Origin of the sequence: Runella sp., from assembly GCF_965279615.1 — a bacterium.
Classification (GTDB): domain Bacteria; phylum Bacteroidota; class Bacteroidia; order Cytophagales; family Spirosomataceae; genus Runella.
The window spans coordinates 4,186,466-4,207,314 of sequence record NZ_OZ257252.1; the positions used below are offsets into that span (position 1 = coordinate 4,186,466).

Consider the following 20,849-nt stretch of genomic DNA (forward strand, 5'->3'; position numbering starts at 1 on the left):
AAAATTTATTTTTTCGGACCTCGCGGAGGAGGCATCATTGCTCTGCCGATATCTCCAATGAGTGTATCAAATAAGACCTGCTGTTCAGGCCGGCAAATGGCCCGAAGCTTTTGAAAATGCTCAAATGTGAGTATTTTCTTTTCTTTTTCAAGTACCAGAAAGGTATCAACCAAAGAATTCGCCAATGTTGTATCGGGGGAAGATGTCCGCAATAACTGCCACAATTGTTGCTGTGATTCCTTTTGTATCTTATCGCGTTGTTGCATTTGCGTACGATGTTCTTCTCTCAATTCATGAAATTGTTCAATTTGCGCCCCATCCAATCGAAGTCCTTCTTCAATAAGGCGATCAGGTCCTTGATGAGGTTCAGGGCCGTGCCCGCGCTGAAAAACCAAAAAACCGATGGTGGCCAGATTAAGCAAAAACAACATAATAACGGCCAACGTAAGAAGTGTTTCACGTTTCATAGTGCCTCGTTAGTTCAATTGATACTGCTCAATGATTGACTCCACGGGTGAGATCTGCTCAGAATGTTTTCGGTAATTTCGAATAGCCATCCAATTCAGCACTACAAGCACTGCTATTGAAGCCGCTGCCAACCAAACCGTTCGTTTGGGCACGAGTGTAATGATTTTTGTCTCCGCTTTTAGTTTATTTTCCACTTTTTGCCAAAGCTCGGCGGGAGCCTCGGCACGCTGTAGTTTGTTGGTACTACTTAAAACCTCCTCAATCCATTCCTTGTTTTTCATACGTTTGCCGGTAAAATTTTTATCATGCAGCGTTTTTTAAAATCAACTGTTCTTTTAGACGTCAGCACTTTCAAAAACCTTCGCTTATTCCTTATATAAATGAGCTAATTTCTTTCGTAAGTTTTGTTTAGCCCGATGTAATAATGCTTCCAATGATGCTACTGTAATTTTCATAATCTCAGCGGCTTCGGCGTAGCTCAAATCCTCTACTTGGGTCAGAATAAATGCCGTTTGCTGGGTTTCGGCTAATGTTCTGATGGTTTTAAACAACACGGCTGCTTTTTCTTTATTTTCCAACGTCACGCCGGGATGGTGAAAATCGGGTGGATCATGAAGCAATTCGTCGGTTTGAGGGTGAAATAACGTTGTAAAAAAAGCAAATCTTTTTTGGCGGTTCTTATGCCGTAAAAAATCAAGAGACTTATTTACCGCAATCCGATAGATCCACGTACCTACGTTCGCCTCACCTTTGAAAGATTCCATTGAGCGAAATGCCTCCACAAAAACATCCTGCGTAACTTCTTCCGCATCTTCCACTTGCTGCAAATACGACAACACCGTGTTATAAACACGATGTTGGTATTGGTTATAAATAGCCTGAAATTCAGTAGATGACACGCAATAAATTTTGACAAAGGTAAATTTAGAACCAATAAATAAAAAATTTAGACTAATCTAAAAAATATATTTGGAAACCCTTATATTTGTAGTAACGTTAGAAATAAGCCATAAAAAGACCAAGGTGGCACAGCTCTTTTAAGAGGATTTCAGTTGTACCACCACGAAAACGAAGAAAATAATGAAAATAATACAGTCTACAATTAATATGCCCCTTGACCGTCAATCGCTTTCTGACGCAAATGGCAGCATTGCCGTACACCAAACGGGTAGTTTTTGGAAAAAAATGTCGGCCTATATCGGCCCGGGGCTAATGGTGGCCGTTGGGTACATGGACCCGGGCAACTGGGCTACCGACATCGCCGGAGGAGCGCGGTTTGGCTATACATTGTTATCAGTTATTTTGATTTCCAATCTTTTTGCCATGCTTTTGCAACATTTATCGCTCAAACTTGGCATTGCAACGGGGATGGATCTGGCGCAGGCGTGTCGCGAATATTTCCCTAAAAAAGTAGCTGTTGGCCTCTGGATATTGGCTGAAATAGCCATTGCTGCCTGCGATTTGGCAGAGGTGCTGGGTTCAGCCATTGCCCTCAATCTGTTGTTTCACATTCCGTTATCGGTGGGAGTTGTCATTACAACGTTGGATGTATTGCTGATTTTATACTTCCAAAACAAAGGATTCCGAGTCCTTGAAAGCATTGTAGGAGGATTGATCGCTATTGTCCTAATGTGCTTTGTGTACGAAGTGATCGTTTCCAATCCGGAATGGAGCGCTGTAGCAGGCGGCCTGATTCCTCAAAAGCAAGTCATTACCAATCCGGGAATGCTCTACGTGGCCATTGGAATTTTGGGCGCAACGGTCATGCCCCATAACCTTTACCTGCACTCAAGTATCATTCAAACCCGCGCTTATGAGCGCACAGAAGAAGGACGCAAATCAGCCATTCGTTTTGCAACCATCGACTCAACGGCTTCGCTGAGCATTGCCTTTTTTATTAATGCAGCCATATTGATTCTTGCAGCGGCTACTTTCCACACCACCGGTAATCAGCAAGTGGCCGACATTACCGATGCTCATCACCTCCTTGATCCTCTTTTGGGCAGCCGCTGGGCAAGTGTCCTGTTTGCGGTTGCTTTATTAGCCGCCGGACAAAATGCTACCATTACCGGCACCATGGCAGGGCAGATCGTCATGGAAGGCTTTCTTAACCTTCAAATGAAACCGTGGGTACGCCAACTGTTTACGCGACTCATTGCCATTATTCCGGCGCTGTTTGTAGCCATTAATTACGGCGAACATGGTACAAGCGAACTCCTCGTTTTCAGTCAGGTGGTTCTTTCAGTCCAGTTGAGTTTTGCAGTAATTCCCTTGATTCTCTTTACCAATAAAAGCGACTGGATGGGCCGTTTTGTCAATTCTCGCCTACTTTCCACCATTAGCTGGACGATCGCCGCCATTATTGTAGCCTTGAATGTGTATCTGCTGGTGGATACATTCAAGTAAGATAAAATACCGGCATTCCGGTATTTTATTCTATAGTATTAAGACGGATATTTGTGTTTTCAAGAATATCTATTAACAGCTTTCACAATCTTTTCACTCTGATTGCCATAAAAATTTAACGTCTGCACATGATCGGGGATTTGTTGTAACCAATTTTACCGGTTCTTCTCCCGTTCATGATCAGGAAATACCTTACGCCTTACTCTATTTTTCAAAGCCATAATTGTCAGTCGGTTATGGCTTTTTTGTTTCTTATCTCCAACTATATTGAGAATACGTGCAGTTTTTTTGCCGGTCAATAAAACGCAGTAGTGTGTAGAAAATGGCTTACCTTTCCTTTACTTCATAAATCAATTTATTGTCATATTCAATGAAACATTTGTTAATAGTACTGTCTTTTCTCTCTACAGTTACTTTTGGTCAAACTTCTACCCTGCGCGTCGAACAACTGCGTGTCGAATACAAAACCAATCCCATCGGTATTGATGTAGTGATACCGCGATTTAGCTGGAAACTCTTTTCGTCGCAGCGCAATACGATGCAAAAATCGTATCAAATACAAATAGCAAAAGATGATAAATTCTCTAAAAAATCACTGATTTGGAATTCAGGAGATGTAACTTCGGATGCCTCTCATTTGGTTGATTATCAAGGCCCTAACCTCCGGTCACGTCAACGTTATTTTTGGAAAGTAAGAGTAAATGACAATTTTGGCAATGCAGCAGAATCGGCAGTGCAGTATTTTGAAATGGGCCTCCTAGGCTCCAAAGATTGGCAAGCGCAATGGATCGAACCCGAAAAAGAAGGTTTTGATGAAAAAAAGCAGCAACCTTCTCCCCTTATCCGCAAAGAATTCACGGTCAAACCCAAAGGAAAAATAGCGTCGGCGCGTCTGTTTGTTACCAGTCGCGGACTTAATGAAATGTATATTAACAGTCAACGCGTGGGCAAAGATGTGCTTTCTCCCGGTTGGACGGCCTATCAGGCAAGAATTCAATATTTTACCTACGACGTTACTTCATTGATTCAGGCAGGCAATAATGTCATTGGCGCAATGCTCGGCGATGGATGGTATCGCGGTAATTTGGTCTGGGAAAATAACCGTAATCTTTGGGGAAAACGTGTAGCATTGCTTTCACAACTCGTTATAAAATATACCGATGGCAGCGAACAGATCATCGGAACAGACGAATCCTGGAAAGCCACAACCGACGGACCTATCATTGAAAATGACCTTTATAACGGTGAAACGTATGATGCCCGTCTCGAAAAAACGGGTTGGGCGTCTACCGGGTTTGATGCTTCTTCGTGGTGGAATGTCAAAATCGGCAACTACCCCAAGGACAATTTAGTGGCTCCTGCGGGCCCGCCTGTGCGTAGAATTGAAGAGATCAAGCCACTCAAAATCTTCAAAACGCCGGCAGGAGAAACCGTGTTGGATCTGGGCCAAAACATGGTTGGTTGGGTGCGTCTCAACGTAAAAGGACCTGCAGGAACGAAAATCCGCGTTACGCACGCCGAAGTGCTTGATCAAAAAGGAAACTTTTATACCGCCAATCTTCGCCACGCGAAATGTGAACTCAATTATATTCTCAAGGGCGGCGAAACTGAAACCTATGAGCCACATTTTACTTTTATGGGTTTTCGCTATGTTCGACTGGAAGGTTGGCCCGGCGAACCGACGTTAGACAATATTACGGGCATTGTAATTCACTCGGACATGGCAAATTCCGGAACTTTTGAAACATCAAAACCGCTTGTTAATCAACTCTATAAAAACATTGTTTGGGGGCAACGCGGCAACTTTGTCGATGTCCCTACCGACTGCCCGCAACGCGACGAACGCCTCGGCTGGACCGGCGATGCACAGGCGTTTGCGCGCACGGCTACGTTCAATAAAGAGGTGGCAGGCTTCTTTACCAAATGGCTCCGCGACGTGGCCATTGACCAAAAACCAAACGGTGGGGTTCCACACATCGTTCCTGATCTATTGCAACGTGATAATCCCGACGGAATCAAGTCTTCGGCCGGCTGGGCTGATGTAGCCACTATTGTTCCGTGGACGATCTATCAGGTCTACGGTGACCGCCGACTACTCGAAACCCAGTACGAAAGCATGAAAAAATGGGTGGAATACATTCGTAAAAACGCAGGAAGTAAATTATTATGGACAAATGGCGATCACTTTGGCGATTGGTTGTCGTACCGCGGAAATGCTCAAATAGGCGAACCCGTGACCGACAATGATTTTATCGCAACTGCTTTTTTTGCACACTCAGCCCATCTGACTTCCAAAGCAGCCCTGAACATTGGAAAAGCGGCGGAAGCCGTGCAATACGGAGAGTTGTACAATAACATTAAAAAAGCGTTTCTTCAGGAATACGTAGCGCCAAGCGGCCGATTGGTTTGCAATACTCAAACGGCTTATGTATTGGCCCTGCATTTTGATCTATTGCCGGAAAATATGCGTGAGCAAGCCGTTGACCGACTGGTTCAAGACATCAAAAATCATGGTAATCACCTAACTACGGGCTTTTTGGGAACACCCTATTTATGTCATGTACTCACACGTTTCGGTAAAAATGAGGTAGCTTATTCCCTGCTCAATCAGGAGACCTATCCTTCTTGGCTTTATCCCGTCAAGATGGGCGCAACGACCATTTGGGAACGTTGGGACGGTATCAAGCCCGATGGCAGTTTTCAGGATGTAAGCATGAATTCATACAACCATTATGCTTACGGCGCCATCGGCGACTGGATGTACCAAAATATGTTGGGCATTGATGTCATTGATACAGGTTATAAGAAATTTTTGATCGCGCCGAAACCGGGCGGCGGTTTTACCTCAACCAAAGGTTCTTACGAAAGTCCTTACGGGAGTATTTCATCAGCGTGGGAACAGAAAGATGGAAAAACAACACTGAAAGTAAGCGTGCCCGCCAATTCAAAAGCGATCATAAAACTACCAAATGCGAGCGTTGACAAAGTAAATCAACTGGCAAAAGCTCAAAATCTTAAAGTAACCCCCGAAGGAATTGAAGCGGGTTCGGGGGAGTATGTATTTGAGTGGTAAAACTTCATCTTAGACTTGCCAGGTCCGGGCGACCCCGTCTCAAAGATTTGGCAAGTCTGGACTTTACCTATTTCTTTTTCTCGTCTTTTTCTTTCGGTTTTTTATTAAAAATCTTTTGAATCAGATTACGGTTATCTTCTTTGGTCACATCTTTCAGCGACCGTAACGTGATTTGATTATCAACTGTCGGTACCAATGCGCGGATAAAGGCATTTCTGAGTAATTCAAAAATGGCATCAATGGTACGAGTTCGCGGACTTTCAAAGCTTCCTTCTATTGCTACTTTAGTGGCAACCTGATCTTTTGAAGGGTTTTCCAGCACTTTGGAGACTCCGCCCGCAAGTGCTTCCCATATCTTCTGAAAGAAAGAATCTTTTCGGTCTTCCGGTCCCAATACATCCAAATCTTTGATGATCGGTTTTACGTACCCTTTGAATTTTCCGTCTTTGGCCGCAAATTCAGTATAGAGTCCAAAGTTGCCTTTATTGACATCAAAATGGCCATATACCTTAAAGAAATCATTGAGCAAGACCAAATTAGAATTTTTGATCTCCGCATTTAGGTCAAAGGCTACATCTTCGGCCAATGGATTCAGCTTCATATTCAGCACCATTGTTCCGGTATAAACATTTGCCCGGGCATTTACTGTAGACGGAAGCACATTGGCATTCTCATCGGCATTGGTGAGGTTTTTGGCAAGTGCGTATGTATCCGTTAGAAATATATCCAGTTTAGGCGTTGAATTGGGGTTTATGTAGTGAATACTTCCATTTCTTATCTCAAACGTATTGACTTTCAACGGCATGAAATCTTTTAACAGTTTTCGAAAATCGTTGGTGTCTTTCTGAACATCATCCAATTCAGTTTTGTCTTTTGTAAAGATCAACGTAGGCGAGTCAAATTCCAATTGACCAACCAAAGAGCCTTTGAATAAAGGTTTCCATTCGATGGCTAAATCAATGTTGCGCGTTTTGAAAAACTCCGTTTGCTTTTTGGACTTTTCGTCGAGCTTATTCAAAAACATATCGTTGATTTGATAAGCTCCTCGATAAATAGACAGATCTATATCATCAATATGCCCATAGTAATCGGGCATATTCGCCAAGCTTTTGTTGGCATAATGAAGAATAATATACGGAAGCAGTAGCCGAACCAGAATCAGGGCTCCAACAACAATAGTAAATATTCTTATTTTTTTATTTCTGAAAGGATTAGCAAACGCCATGAAACAAGCCGGTTAGGTGTGAAATATCCAGTATTCCACCCCTAAAAAACCATGCCTGATAAGCAATATTTTCTAAAAACCTTCTTTCTCCTCTGCTTTCTCTTTTTTCTTAACAGGTGCTTTCGGCGGTGTCTGCACTACTTTGGCGCCGGGCTTTGCGTTGGGATCTTTTGGATCGGTTGTTTTTGCGGCCGTTTTAGTATCTTTTTCTTTTGAAGTTTTGGTATCTTTCTTTCCTTTCGCCGGCGTTGCTTTATCCGCTACTTTATCGGCTGTTTTGGTATCAGTATCCTCTTCCTGTGCATCTGCTTCTACTTCTTCCACTTTTTCTTCTTTGGTTACCGGCGCGGCGGCAGTTTTATTGCCGGCTGACGGAGTGGTTTTAGCTGCACCTTTCGCCGGAGTTTTGGCCAAAGTTGGCTTTTTGGTTCTTGGACGATACTGCGAATTGAATCGGCTCATAAACATATCTCGCTCTTCCATGCCGATGGATATCACGGTCGACTCTTTTTTATCCTTCGATTTGACCGTAATAAAATCATTGACTTCCTGTACTGACGTCACCATCGCCAATTTGCCCTGTTGCCAATCGAAATAATACCAAACATCTTCCGACGACTCTATATAAATGCTGACTTCATCGCCACGGGCATTTTTACGAATTTCGATCATACCTTCCATTTGGGCATTGATATCGGTGTTTCCAAGGTTTGATACGCCGATCTTTCCAACGCTGTAAAACGTATTTTGCGGAGCCGACCATCTGAAATCAACATTCGACAATACCAACGTAGCGTTGAATTTGGGAGAAGCATCAAATAAAGGTTTGTACGCCGCCGCTGTTCGTGCGATGTAACTATCGGTAGCTTTACGGCCGATCAAGGCCGACAATTTTGCACCCAATCGCTCAAATTCAGGTTCGGCCGGGTCGCTGTTTTGTTCGTCTAAGTTGGTCTGAACAATATTCTCAGCAGCTTTCGCAATGATCTCACGGTTGGCCGGGAAGTTAAGCGACAATAATGTATTGAATCGGTAGGTAGTACTGTCAATGTTGGTTTGCACACTTCCTGCCGACAGAATCATCTCTTCACCCGCTTTCTCGGTTCGGTCATGAATCAGGTTGAGTTTACCCTGATAATTGATGGTTCCTTTGGCGTCATTAAACGTGTATGCATTTTCTTCGTCTACCAATTCATCGACGGATTTTGTTTCGGGAATAATTTTGAATGATTTGCTTTTTGCATCAAAGCGTAATAAACCCTGCGCTTCAAAAATCGTCTGATCGTTACGGGTTTCTTTCGGTGATAAGAATGTACTGTACAAACCGTCAGCACCCGAACGGTAATGTAATCCGACAGAAATAGGCAGATCTGATTCATTTTTAAGCGCAGGCGTCACTTTCAGGGCTACATCTTTGGTAGGCATTTCTTTGAAAGGAATCCAGGACGCAACTAAATCCGGTCGTTTCTTGATGATCGGCTTGATATACCCATCAAATTGCAGATTCGGCTCGGGAGCCAACATGGTCATACCGCCTTTGTATTGCAATCGTGGTCCCACCACAAAATTGTCAGCCTCCACAATTTCAGCCTTGGCAACGGTCGAGAACACTTTTGCTTTGCTCTGCGGAAGTCGACTGCTCGTTGAAGCGGAAGCCGTTGCCACTTGTCGCAAATCAAAATTGCCCATTTTGACCGGAATGGTATCGTTGGTAACCGTAGCATACAAATAGGTAGCGTCTCCCGAGAATTTCGTGCGCGATACGATCTGGATATTACCATTTTTGAGGCGGTGGTATTCGTTCAATGTATCAAGTACCAAACGTGCATTTTTGAACGGCATCATTTCTCCGTTGCGGTGCACCACCACCAAACCCTTGTCAGGCAATACTTTAGCATCGGCTGTTTTTATGAACGGAACTCCGCCGATATTAAGCGTCATTTTCTCAATTTCGTACAAAGCCGACGACCCGTTAAAGGTTAATTCTTCCTGTTCGGGAGCGGTAGCCGTAAAAGTAGAAGTAGCTACATCACCTTTCATGGCAATCGTCTTAGCGTTTATATTCCATTGCGCCCTATTAATGGACGTGCGATAAGCCGCAAAAGGAAAATCCATTGACGTATTTTCGAGTGAATTCTTATTGGTCGAAATTCCAACCAAGCCTTTCACGATGTTAAAATCAATGTCAACATTCTGTCCTAACAAAACGGGACGCGTGGCGTTCGTGGCCGAGATGATCTTGTACTGTGATTCTCCCGCCAAAAAACCTTCTTTGTTAAATTTAATGTCCTGAGAGGTAAGCTCGGAGTCATCACGTCGTAATAACCCTTTACCGTATAAACCCGTAGAACGCAGCACGATACGTCCGTCAAGTTTGGTGGTTGCATTGTAAAAATTGAAGGTGTTTCCCTTGGTTGTCAGCGACATACTGTCGGCTTTCGGCATCCAGCGGAGGCTATAATTTCGCAATTCCACTTTAGGAAAATAGGCCTTACCAATGGTTGCTTCTTTGATTTCCGCTTCAGCTCCGCTTGCAATCAATGAATCAGACATAAACAGCATAGCTTGCGTAGGAATCCGCGCACTTAAGTGCGTGATTTCACCCTGCGAACGCAGCCCTTGTTTATCCATCACCAACTCTTTCGTAAACTTAACAGTGGTATTGGAGCCGTAAACTTTATATCCTGCGGCAGGTGGAGTATAATTGAACCCTAAAGAATTGTCGGGCATAGAGCGAAGCTGTGCCTGAAAGGTTGGGAAAATGCCATCGGAATTGAACGTACCGATAAATACAATATCCTGCATGGCCAAGCTGTCATAATCCAACGACGGAATCTTAAAAAAGACCTTTTTGCCATAGGCTAAATTTCCCCGATCCGGTTGGTCAAAATAAACGGTCATTCCTTCAGGCACGCTCAAACGCGGAAAGACCGAGTTTTTCTTACCTCCGGATTTATTGCCGGGATCATTCAGGTAAATCCTTCCTGATTTTTCATAAACAATATCTCCACCGACTTCGGTTGTACTTCCTTTGTCATAGGCCGCTTTGGGTATGTAAGTGACCTTGTCTATTTTGTTCAGATCTACAAAGAACTTATCATAATTGAACATCAGGTCGCGTCCATTGAATCGGAAATTGGCCGACATCAGCAACCCATTCATCATAAAATCCCGGTTCTTGTATACTTTGATTTGTTTATCGGACGGAATAGCTACGATTTTCAACGAATCACTGATCGTAAATTTATCGACTCCCCTAATGGTTAACACGTTGTCTTTTAGATCAATGGAAGCGTTGGCAGTAGTAGTATTGGATGGATACAAAGAAGATACCTGAAAATTATCAAAGTCAGTTTGTTTATTGTTGGCCAATACGTACAAAAGCCCTTTATTGGTCATTTTAAACAATCCTGTCTTTGGATCTGCCATTAGGTAGCCGTCCGCGCTCAATTGATTAAAGGCTGTGCGAATCGCGGCGGCGTCACGTTTATTAAATTGAGCAATGTCTTCCGGGAAGAAGGTAGGTGTTTTTTGCTTGGCTATGTAATTGGCCACCATCAGCAACGGATGAAAACCGTACTGCTCACTCATGGCGCGGAAGCGCTCGGGTTTGAAAAAACTAAATGATTCAAAGCGAATGGGGACAACATTTTTGCCGGCAATGACCGAAAATTCGATCTCATTTTTCACAAAATTCCAGCGCAGCATTTCTGCGTCAATGTACATTTTGTGGTAAGAATCGGTGTAAGGCGTATTTTGATAACCCGTCCGTTCGGCGCGCTGACTCTTTACCAAACCTTCGGAATCGTTATAGGAAAGACGAATAGCAGGGTGATACAGCGAATCTTTGTCGCCCAAGTACGTTGAAAAACTGGCTAACGTTGACGTAATAAGTGAATCCGCAAACTCGAACCGGCGACTGCTTGATTTAAAAGCTACTTTGTTGCCGTTGTTAATAATAATGGTGGAAGGCTCCTGACTGAGTGAATTGCTCGACAATTTCAAACCTACCAACGAAATACCGCCTTTGTAGCGGATATTCTTACTTAAGCCTTTCAACTGAGCATCGTTTTGGTACGACACAAATCGCGGATAAGGCGACGGCTGCCCCTTGCTGCGGCGTTTGCTTTCGTACTCAAAAACGCCGTCAATGGGTTGAGAAAGTTTGGCCGCATAATTCAATTTGGCATCATCGGTGATCAGCTTAGGCAAACCTATGTTAAAACTATAACCGCTGAACGTAACATATATATCCGGCGTACCCGCCATTTCCCACGTCAACTTTCCGCCTTTGCCCAGCCAGATACCTTCTTTTATCGCCAATTGCCCGTTTGTCTGGGTAATGGGAACGGAATCATTGGCGGTTGTCATGACCAAATTCACATTTTTGAATTCAACAATAGCTCCTGTTACGGTCGGCAACGGCTTTTTTTCATAAGCGGTAGCACTACTCAATAATCCTGTCGAATCTGCCGTTACAGTGCCCCATCCATCGTTTGCTGCGTTGGGTTTTGCCGGATCGGCACCTTTGGCAGCATCAGCGACGGCATCAATAAAACGAAAACTGAACGTGCCTTCAAAAGCAAACAACTTATTGAAATTCGTAGTATAGATCACACGATTCTCAAACAGCGTACGCGCAATTTCAAAGTATTTAAGCGCACTTTTTGTATCGTACGTTTCCACCACTTGATTTGCCGCCGCCAGATAATTATCGACTTCGGCGGGGTTAGCATATGTTCCGTTGAAGGCCGCGTTGATCCCACTGAAAAACTGTTCAAAATGTGGCATGGCAGGTTTATATCCTTTTGCCACCATTCTTCGCGAGAGCGCAACGATACTTTTTTGATGGTTTTGCGTCATACGACTGTCCAACCATAAGGTCTCCAGATTTTTAGCCGCTTTGACGTAAACAGGATTACCGCTCAGCGCCATCATTTTCTGGGCATCGGCAATAAACTGAGTCGGGTCTTCCGACAGTTTTACAACTTGGGCTTCTGTGTTTAAACCTAACAGGAGAAGGGCAAATGATATAAGTAGTGGAAACCGTTTCATAGACAGTCTTTTAAAAATCATATAAGGGTATTATTGAAATCACTTTACTCCACCATTGTGGACACGCACAAGACCGTAATCACACTGTAATTTGAAGAAAATAAACCATTTAATATAACTCAATTTAGCCCTATTTATTTTGAACCGAACCCTATGTCCGAAGATTTTCTGTATTTCCTGTGGCAATTTCAGTACTTCCAAAAAACAAATCTACAAACCGTTGCAGGCGAAGCTCTGCAAATCTTATCCGTTGGGCTGCGCAATACCAATGCCGGACCGGATTTTCTGAATGGAAGGATACTCATTGACGGGCTTGAATGGGTGGGTAACATCGAAATGCACCTGCGAAGTTCGGATTGGCACCGTCATACGCACACGCACGACCGCGCCTACGACAGTGTTGTGTTGCATGTTGTTTGGGAAAACGATACCATCATTGAACGTCCCGATGGGTCATTGATACCAACGTTAGCCCTAAGATCATTGACCTCCCTGTTGTTACTTCAAAAATACCGCTCACTTATTGATAGCCGTGAGGTAATTCCCTGCGCAAGTCAGTTTGAAACCGTACCGGAGCTTCAAAAACGTTCAATGCTTGACCGCGCCCTTTTACAGCGGCTTCAACGGAAAGCATCCGTAATTCATGAAATGTTGGAGCGAAATCAGCAGGATTGGGAGGAAACAACCTATCAACTTTTGGCCCAAAATTTTGGTTTCAAGATCAATGCCGAACCCATGCTCAGATTAGCACAGGGATTGCCGCTGAAAGTTTTGCTCAAACATCGCGATAACCTTATGCAACTGCAAGCCCTGTTATTAGGTCAATCAGGGTTGCTTGCCGATGCAAAAGGCGCTGATGATTATTCACTCACTTTAGAACGTGAATATCATTTCCTGTCGATCAAGTATCAATTAAACTCACATCAACTCCTGCCACATGAGTGGAAATTTTTACGGTTGCGGCCCGCCAACTTTCCGACCGTTCGGTTGGCCCAATTGGCAAGGTTAATTCAACTTCATCCCGGTTTTTTTTCGTTATTTATTCATGCTGAAAACGTTGAGCAACTGAGTAATTTACTGCACATACAACAGTCTGATTATTGGCAGAAGCACTATTTATTTCAAAAAGAAGCCACAGGAAAAGTGCCTGCATTAGGGAAATCTTCCATGGAAAACGTTATCATTAATACCGTTGTACCACTCTTGGTGGCTTATGCGGAAGCCCGTGACAATAGAGGCTTTTTGGATAAAGCCATGGAATTTCTTGAACAACTTTCTGCGGAAAAAAATCACCTGACCGGTCTATGGGCGGAATTGGGGCAAACAACAAAAACAGCCTTTGATTCACAGGCTGTTATAGAACTTTATACACATTTCTGCCAAGCAAAACAGTGTTTAAACTGTACGATTGGAACAACTCTTTTGCGTCACTCTTAACCGTTTGATAAATACTTTTTACACGACGAAACGATAATGGATGCTTTTTTGTATTTTTATAAGTTATTAAAGCTTCCGCTAACCCCTATGTATTGTAAAGTTTTATCTCCTTTTTCAATCAGTCTTTCACTTGTTGCTCTTTTAGCTTTACGAGGTGACAATGAATACGTTTCAACCTTCCAAAAAATCAACCAAGACGTACTTAAAAACAGCCGAGCCTATGAGACACTGGGTGAAGCTACCTCGACCATTGGCCATCGACTGACAGGAAGTATCAACGGTACAAAAGCGGAACAATATGCTTTTAATCTGTTAAAAAAATATGGCTATACCGACGTAAAATACCAACCTTTTGAGGTAGAATCCTGGATGCGCGACACCGTTACGCTTGAGGTTGTGCCAAACAAAAGTGATAATTTCCGCAGCGTACCGGTGGTAGCTCTGGCGCATTCTCCCGTCCAAGCGCGGGTCAATGGTGCCATTGTAGATGTGGGAAATGGGTTGGAAGAGGACTTTGAGGCTGTAAAAGACCAAATTAAGGGTAAAATAGCCTTGGCAAACATTGGTTTGATCAATGGAAGGCCCGGGCAAAAAAACCTGCATCGTTCGGAAAAAACAGCATTAGCCATTCAATACGGTGCTACTGCAATTATCACTGTTAATCAAGTTCCGGGAAATGTGCTGTTGACCGGAACGGCATCCGTGACAGGGTCATTGATTTCAATTCCCGCCGTAAATATTTCTAAAGAAAGCGGCGAAGAAATCCGTAATTGGATAAAAGTAGATACGGATCTGCACGCTATTGTTGATATGCGCAACGTCAGCAAAAAAATCAGGGCTCGAAACGTAATTGCAACCTTGCCCGGAAAATCCGACGAACGCATCATCATTGGCGGGCATTTAGACTCATGGGATCTGGCGACAGGAGCCACCGATAACGGTCTTGGTTCTTTTACAATTATGGACATTGCCCGTGCTTTTAAGGCACTTAAATTAAAGCCCAAACGCACCATCGATTTTGTACTTTTCATGGGTGAAGAGCAAGGATTACTGGGCTCCCGCCAAGTGGTTAAAGAGCTGATCAAAACCAAACAGGTAGATAAAGTGAAGTTCATGATGAACCTCGACATGACCAATAATGTGCAGGGAATGAGCGTAGGGGGTCGTGATGAATTGATTCCGTTCTTTCAGGCCGTTGGCGAACAAATAAGAAAAGTTGACGGCAACTTTGCCAATACGGTCAGCAGTCGTGCGGGATTACATTCCGATCATCAACCTTTTATGTTGGAAGGCATTCCGACGGGCGCTCCTGCGGGTCGTTTGGCCCCCAATGTATTCGGTTGCTATCACGCCAATTGCGACAAATTTAATCTTATCAACCGTGATGAAATGGTCAATGGTGTGCGATTCTCGGCCATGTTGCTTTACGCCCTCGCCAATGCAGATGAACTTCCTGCCAAGAAATTAGACAGCTACAAAACGCGCGATCTGCTCATCGCTCAAGGCCTCAAAAAAGAATTGATCCTTGGGAAAGATTGGAAATGGGCGGAAAACTAAAACAAGCAGGGGCGCATAAATTATGCGCCCCTGCTTGTTTTCATATCAATCCACTTTCACTTTTCCACCACCCGAATAGCTTCTGAAATCTCCTGAATACATCGCATCAGCCGAAACGGGGCCGAGCGTGAACGTTCCTTTAGTGATGAGGCGCACCATGTAGTAAAACGTCTTGGCGGTGTTATTGGCCGTGGTGTAATAATTGATGCGGTCGTCGCGAATGTCGAAATGGTCAGGCGTTGTGGGGTTTTGAATCCACGGTATGTCACGTGGTTCGGTCAGTCGCGGGTTTTCAATTTCAAACGCTGCCGGGAGAAGGTCCGTCACCACTACGTTTTCAACGGGCGATCCATCGGTACTTGTCAACGTAATTTTTACCACGACCAAATCATTTTGGCGGAACGTTGTAAGTGGTTGACCATTACGATTTAAGAACTGCTTTCTTACATGCAACCCTGCATCTTCTTCCACATATGCCCCCGTGGCGTTCAAACCTTCCGATTGAGCAAACCAGTAAAGAGAACCTTTGCCGGAAGTGGTGATCTGCGGTTTCTGATTTCTGACGGTTGCTGTTAACGTCAGATCTTTTCCATCAAAGGCCGCAATTTGCTTGTTGTTCACCGACACTTTCCCGGTAACCGTTGAGCCTGCATTTTTCTTAGCCAATTTACCCAATGCCAAAAATGAGAACGCCGCTTCCTGCGTATTGAGGTAGCCTGTCGAGTTGAGTGCCTGCGAAAGCCTGCGTGCTAAAGTCGGAATTTGCAGACTGCTTGGGTCGGTTTCTATTAATGTGTTCAGCGTAAGTGCCAAATTACGAATAGGCGAAGCAAAACTGCCGCTCAACTGGCGCGTTGAACGGGTTTCGGCCAATGTGGCCGGCAATAAAGCATAATAACTCCGATCATCGCCGATCTGTTTGAAAGCCGCCGCCAATAAGTAGCGCGTATCGGATGTCAACAACTGTTGATTTTGTTTGTAATAATTCATGGAAGCGCGATTCGCTTTTCCTCCCAATGCCAATGCGTACAATGAGTATAATGACGAACGACTTGCAATAGTGACCTGCGTGTAGCCGCTTGCTTCTTCATACACGTAATCATATTCGGTGGCAGGCGAGCCCGTTTTGGCAGTCAAATAATCCAACATACGCCCCAAAGCCGATTGGTTGATCTCAAACCCCGCCCGTTGTGCTTCAATGAGAAAGTGTGTGGCATACGCCGTTCCCCAAGCCGATTCTTCCGTCGCTGCCGGCCAATAACTCACCGCACCGCTCGGCAATTGCATACTTTCTATTTTCTGAATGGCCGCCTGAACGTTGAAGTTTGGATTATAATCACTTTCTCCCGTTTTGACTACATACGTTTTGGGGGCAATTGACTTGGCAATGTCGGCAAAATACAATTGTGGAAAAGCTTTGGAAATCGTTTGTTCAATACAACCGTGCGGATAGCCCAACAAATAGTCTAAGGCTTTGGCATACTGCACCATCGGCGAACGGCTTACCACCAATTTACTGTTGACGGTTGATGGAATAAAACCAGTTCCGCTAAGATCAACCGTTCCTGCACTTCCACCCGCTATCACACCCGATTGCGATGTTTTCAACAGAGAAGTCGCAGGGCGGATTGTCAATTCGGTTTTTTCAACAAATTTTTCTTTGCCGTTGCTGACCGTGACGGTCACGCTGCCCGTTCCCATTGCCTGCGCGGCTTTGACCACAAAAGCCGTACGGTTTTCCTTTTCAGGCGCAATGGTTAATGTTTGGGGTTTCCCCTGAAGGCTTTGAAGTTGTCCGGTTACACTCAGACTTACCTGCACATTGGCCGATGTTTTCTCGGTATTTGTTATGTTTACGGGCACAATCAACTCATCATCAGGGCTTAAGAAACGGGGCAATGCCGTGCTGATCACAATAGGGTCCGCAACTTTCATGTTTTTGTTGCCTGACCCAAAACCATTGTCTTTGTAGGCCACGGCCATGATGCGCAGATCGCCCGAAAATTGCGGAATATCCACTTCAAATTCTGCTTCGCCGTCTAAGCCTGCATCCAACTGTCCCGACCAATACGCTACCAAATTGACGCGCCCGTTGGAAAGGGGATTAATGCGTTTTTCCAGATCGTAACCATCCCCACCGACGCTGCTCGTTGAGGCCAATGAAAGCTCAGGAAACAGAAATGGATACAGATCATGACTGTTTACTTCCAAGGCGCGTTTTTGGTAAAAGAATCCGTGAATGTCAGGCGTTTGGAAATTTTTGATCTGCAAGATTCCCTCGTCCACAACCGCCACCGTTACCTGAGCATTACGCGCTGTTTTGATTTTAATTTTTTGCTTGGTTTTAGAGCGAGACTTTTCCACCGCCACGATCTCTACGGGCAATTTGGTATCATCATCTTCGACTTTGACCGATGCAAAACCATGGGCTACGGTTAGCGGCAAATTAGAATTATCTAACGGGCGAATCAACGTGGCGGTAATAAACGCATTTGGCAAATGATCACTGCCGACGGAAAAACTAAATTCGGCTGATTTGTTATCGGTCGTTAAATAGGTATGCTCCAGTATCTTATTGCGTTCAACCGTTACCAGCAATTTACCCACAAAAGGCGTTTTGAATAAAACCTTTGCTTTATCACCTACTTTATAGCTTGGTTTATCAAATTCCATGAGCACTTCTCCTTCGTTGCTCACTTCAAACGAAGACGCTGAAGTACTTCCCCAACCGTAAGCATAGAAATTAATAACTGAATAGCCTGTACTTCCCGAACGTCGCACGCGCACTTCATATTCACCCGAAACCGTTGGTACATACCGTACTTCTGCCAACCCATTTTTGAAAGTTACTACGTTGGAATACACCACTTTCTCCCGTTTTTTTGACGTATACCGAAGTTGCTCGTTCTGTTTTTCAACCACCGTTTGGTAATCCATGCGTATCACATCCACCTGCGCCTGAGCCGTAGCTTTGGGTTTGCCGTCTTTGTCTACCGCCACCAATCCGATGGGAACGGGAGCGTTCAGGCCTACATAATTATCAGCCATTTTTACTCCATAAAACACATCCTGCGTAAATACGTCAAAACGTTTGAGGCGATTGACGGGGCGACCCGTTTCATCAAACACCGTCACGTATATCTTTCCTTCCAATACGCCCATATCCTGATATTCGGCAGGAAGTGGAAAAGCTTCTTTGGCTAAACCGTTATCGTCCGTAACACCCTGCCGAACTACATTTTCAAACTTGGTGGCGTTGTCCGGCATATCGAAAAAATACTCTTTGTAATTAGCGGCAAAAAAGGCTTTACGTTTTAGGGAAAACTCCATTTCATAATTGCGCCCCGAAGCCGGCGGGCCAAACAAATTAAGAGCCGTGGCATTAAGCGTGATAGCTTGCCCTGTTTTGTAAAACTCCTGATTGGTTTTGGCATCTACTTTGATACGGTCAGGCATAAACTCCTCAATGTTAAGCTTTTTAGAAGCCAGCAACACATCGTTCGCGTTATACACTTCCACACTGTAACCGCCCGTAACAGCGGCTTTATCCAGCGCTAAGGAAGTTTCAACCGCTCCTTCGCCGTTGGTATTTTGGCGATAGGTTTTGAGTTCTTTGCCGTTGGGCAATAACACTTTGATCTTCAGCGGTACTTCTCCTACACTTTTCCAATTTTGCTGACGTACGACAGTATTAAAATGAATGGTTTCGCCGGGACGGTAAATATCCCGATCTCCGTAAATGAAAGCTTCAAACCCCGAGGCATTGTCTCGTTTACCCTCTACTTCAAAACGAGACGTTTCTACCTGTGTATCTTCCAAAAGGAGGTAATTAAAATCAGCATCGCGACTTTGGGCTTCGGACGTATGGGCAATGACCATCGCAATGGAAAAATTCGGCGCTTTTTCTGATAATTTCTCAAATTTGACCACGCCTTTGCTGTCGGTTTTTCCGGTCAACACGGTTTGGTTATTGGAAGAAATGAGGCTGATTTCCAACTTATCAAGCGGTTCGGCAGTTTTGATGGAATTGGCAAAAACCCACAATTCATCTTTTCCCTGTTTGGCAATCAATCCAATATCCGACAATGACACCAATTTATTAGCGCGTTGGTATTGCTCATCTTTCGACTGAATGCTCACCAAATAAATACCCCGAAAGGCATTGGGCGCATCAGGCAAGCCCAAATTCAGCGCCGAAACGCCCTTTACTTTGGGCAAATTATCGGTTTCGACGGTTTTATCAACCATGAGATCGCTGTACGATTGATTCTCATCTTCCTGATAATTATAGGCACCGGTTGGTCCCCAATTATCGTCGCCACCCAAATAGCCGTATTCTTCATAACGGTTATTCCGCAGGTATTGCAAAATGTTGTTTTCGTAAATCTTCGCAATTTTGACCTGAACTTTAGGCACATTCACAATCTGTACTCCAACATTACGAGCGCCTTTGGAAGAAAGATAAACCGCCTTTTTGTTCACAAAAGCAATACTGGCGGGCATTGCGCCAAAAAACAGATCCTTGCTTACGGCTTCTTCCAGACCTGCTCCCAAAACACCTTTCATTTGGTCGGTCAGCGTCAAAACGTACGTGTCAGTTTCGTTAAAATCTCCTCGAATAATAAGGCCGTTTTCGGTCAATTCAGCTTTGGTTTGCACCGCAGGCTGAATAGTATAAAATGTCGATAAGTCCACATTTTGAAGTTCCTGCGTTGTCACGACACGCACTACGCCACGATTATTTTCAAATCCTGTTTTGACGTCTTTCACTTCAAGGGTTGTTGCCGAAGGAAGCGTACCCGACAGACTAATGTCTTCTTTGCTTGTATAGGCTGTATTAGGCACTTTCAGCCCTTTTTCGAGCGACAATTCTAAGGGTTGCTCGTTTTTATCAGCCGCCGCATCGTTCAACGAAACAGTAACGATTTCTGCTGCCTGTGGTTGATTAACGAAGGAAGCAAGCGATTTTTCTTCGCTTTTTACCTTCAACTTTCCGCCCACATCATTTCCATTCACGGCGTAATTAAAATGCAATTTGGCTTTGGCCAATGCCTTGCCCGTTTCCCTCGATTTGGTCCAGTAGGTTTCGGCTTCGGTGAGTTGTAAATAGGGCGTATGAAAAGCCATTTCCTCGCTCGATACATCATAACGTTTTTCGATGGTTTTCTTGGCTAACTCTTTACTGAGTTCGGCACGGTATTCGGTGGCGGGTTCAAAACCGCTGGCGGGCGAGAAAATCAGCTCATTAGGAGCCGTCCATTTAAATTTACCTGCCACAGCAGGAATAAATTCCACAAATTTGGTTGACTCCCAACTGTTCAGGTCCGAAGCAGAAACGATGTCTTTGTTGAACGTAAAAACTAAGTTTTGCGCCAGATTAATCTCATCTTCAAAATTTCGCCCAACGACTCGAATTTCGTTGAGTTTTCCACATTGAGTTAAGAAAAGTGTGGAAAAGACAGCAGTAAAAAGAAAAAGGCGAACGAATTTCATGTTAGGATGATGAGCGTCTTTGTCATTCTGAAAGAAACTGTTTTCAGACCCTTTCAGGGTGACAAAGTAGGCCTGGAAGCGACTGCTAAAAAAGGAGCGCATTAGTGTACGAGGTTTAGAATTTAAGCGTATTAA

Annotated in this window: 10 protein-coding genes; 4 read left to right on the forward strand and 6 right to left on the reverse strand. The window is 44.2% G+C overall.

The features are described 5' to 3' along the window. Positions 1 to 5: 5 nt before the first annotated feature. The 3 genes from ACQY73_RS17920 to ACQY73_RS17930 all read right to left on the reverse strand — a co-directional run bounded on the left by ACQY73_RS17920 (position 6) and on the right by ACQY73_RS17930 (position 1,367). The gene (locus ACQY73_RS17920; RefSeq protein WP_428653336.1) at positions 6 to 467 is read right to left on the reverse strand and encodes a periplasmic heavy metal sensor; all 462 of its coding nucleotides are present in this window, start codon (positions 465 to 467) and stop codon (positions 6 to 8) included. A 9-nt stretch (positions 468 to 476) separates the two neighbouring features. After that, positions 477 to 749, reverse strand: coding sequence for a hypothetical protein (locus ACQY73_RS17925; protein ID WP_428653338.1), 273 nt, complete (start codon positions 747 to 749; stop codon positions 477 to 479). Between the two features lie 84 nt (positions 750 to 833). Continuing rightward, on the reverse strand, positions 834 to 1,367 hold the full coding sequence (locus ACQY73_RS17930) for an RNA polymerase sigma factor (RefSeq protein WP_428653341.1): 534 nt from the start codon (positions 1,365 to 1,367) through the stop codon (positions 834 to 836). Positions 1,368 to 1,548: 181 nt separating this feature from the next. Here ACQY73_RS17930 and ACQY73_RS17935 point away from each other — a divergent pair, with 181 nt between their 5' ends. Further along, the gene (locus tag ACQY73_RS17935) at positions 1,549 to 2,874 is read left to right on the forward strand and encodes an Nramp family divalent metal transporter (protein WP_428653343.1); all 1,326 of its coding nucleotides are present in this window, start codon (positions 1,549 to 1,551) and stop codon (positions 2,872 to 2,874) included. Between the two features lie 370 nt (positions 2,875 to 3,244). After that, positions 3,245 to 5,947: a family 78 glycoside hydrolase catalytic domain gene (locus ACQY73_RS17940; protein WP_428653345.1), complete on the forward strand. Its 2,703-nt coding sequence runs from the start codon at positions 3,245 to 3,247 to the stop codon at positions 5,945 to 5,947. Between the two features lie 67 nt (positions 5,948 to 6,014). Here the strand turns inward: ACQY73_RS17940 and ACQY73_RS17945 are convergent, their stop codons facing one another. Beyond that, the gene (locus ACQY73_RS17945) at positions 6,015 to 7,172 is read right to left on the reverse strand and encodes a DUF748 domain-containing protein (protein ID WP_428653347.1); all 1,158 of its coding nucleotides are present in this window, start codon (positions 7,170 to 7,172) and stop codon (positions 6,015 to 6,017) included. Between the two features lie 72 nt (positions 7,173 to 7,244). Then, entirely contained in the window at positions 7,245 to 12,227 is a 4,983-nt protein-coding gene (locus tag ACQY73_RS17950) for a hypothetical protein (RefSeq protein WP_428653349.1), read from the reverse strand. Between the two features lie 153 nt (positions 12,228 to 12,380). On the opposite strand from ACQY73_RS17950, the gene ACQY73_RS17955 reads away from it, so the two are divergent. Both ACQY73_RS17955 and ACQY73_RS17960 read left to right on the forward strand, forming a co-directional pair. Further along, a complete protein-coding gene (locus tag ACQY73_RS17955; protein WP_428653351.1) occupies positions 12,381 to 13,664 on the forward strand; it encodes a DUF2851 family protein in 1,284 nt (427 codons plus the stop codon). A gap of 87 nt (positions 13,665 to 13,751) precedes the next feature. Continuing rightward, on the forward strand, positions 13,752 to 15,221 hold the full coding sequence (locus ACQY73_RS17960; protein WP_428653353.1) for a M20/M25/M40 family metallo-hydrolase: 1,470 nt from the start codon (positions 13,752 to 13,754) through the stop codon (positions 15,219 to 15,221). A gap of 45 nt (positions 15,222 to 15,266) precedes the next feature. Here ACQY73_RS17960 and ACQY73_RS17965 read toward each other — a convergent pair whose 3' ends face one another. Beyond that, the gene (locus ACQY73_RS17965; RefSeq protein WP_428668491.1) at positions 15,267 to 20,714 is read right to left on the reverse strand and encodes an alpha-2-macroglobulin family protein; all 5,448 of its coding nucleotides are present in this window, start codon (positions 20,712 to 20,714) and stop codon (positions 15,267 to 15,269) included. Positions 20,715 to 20,849: the final 135 nt, after the last annotated feature.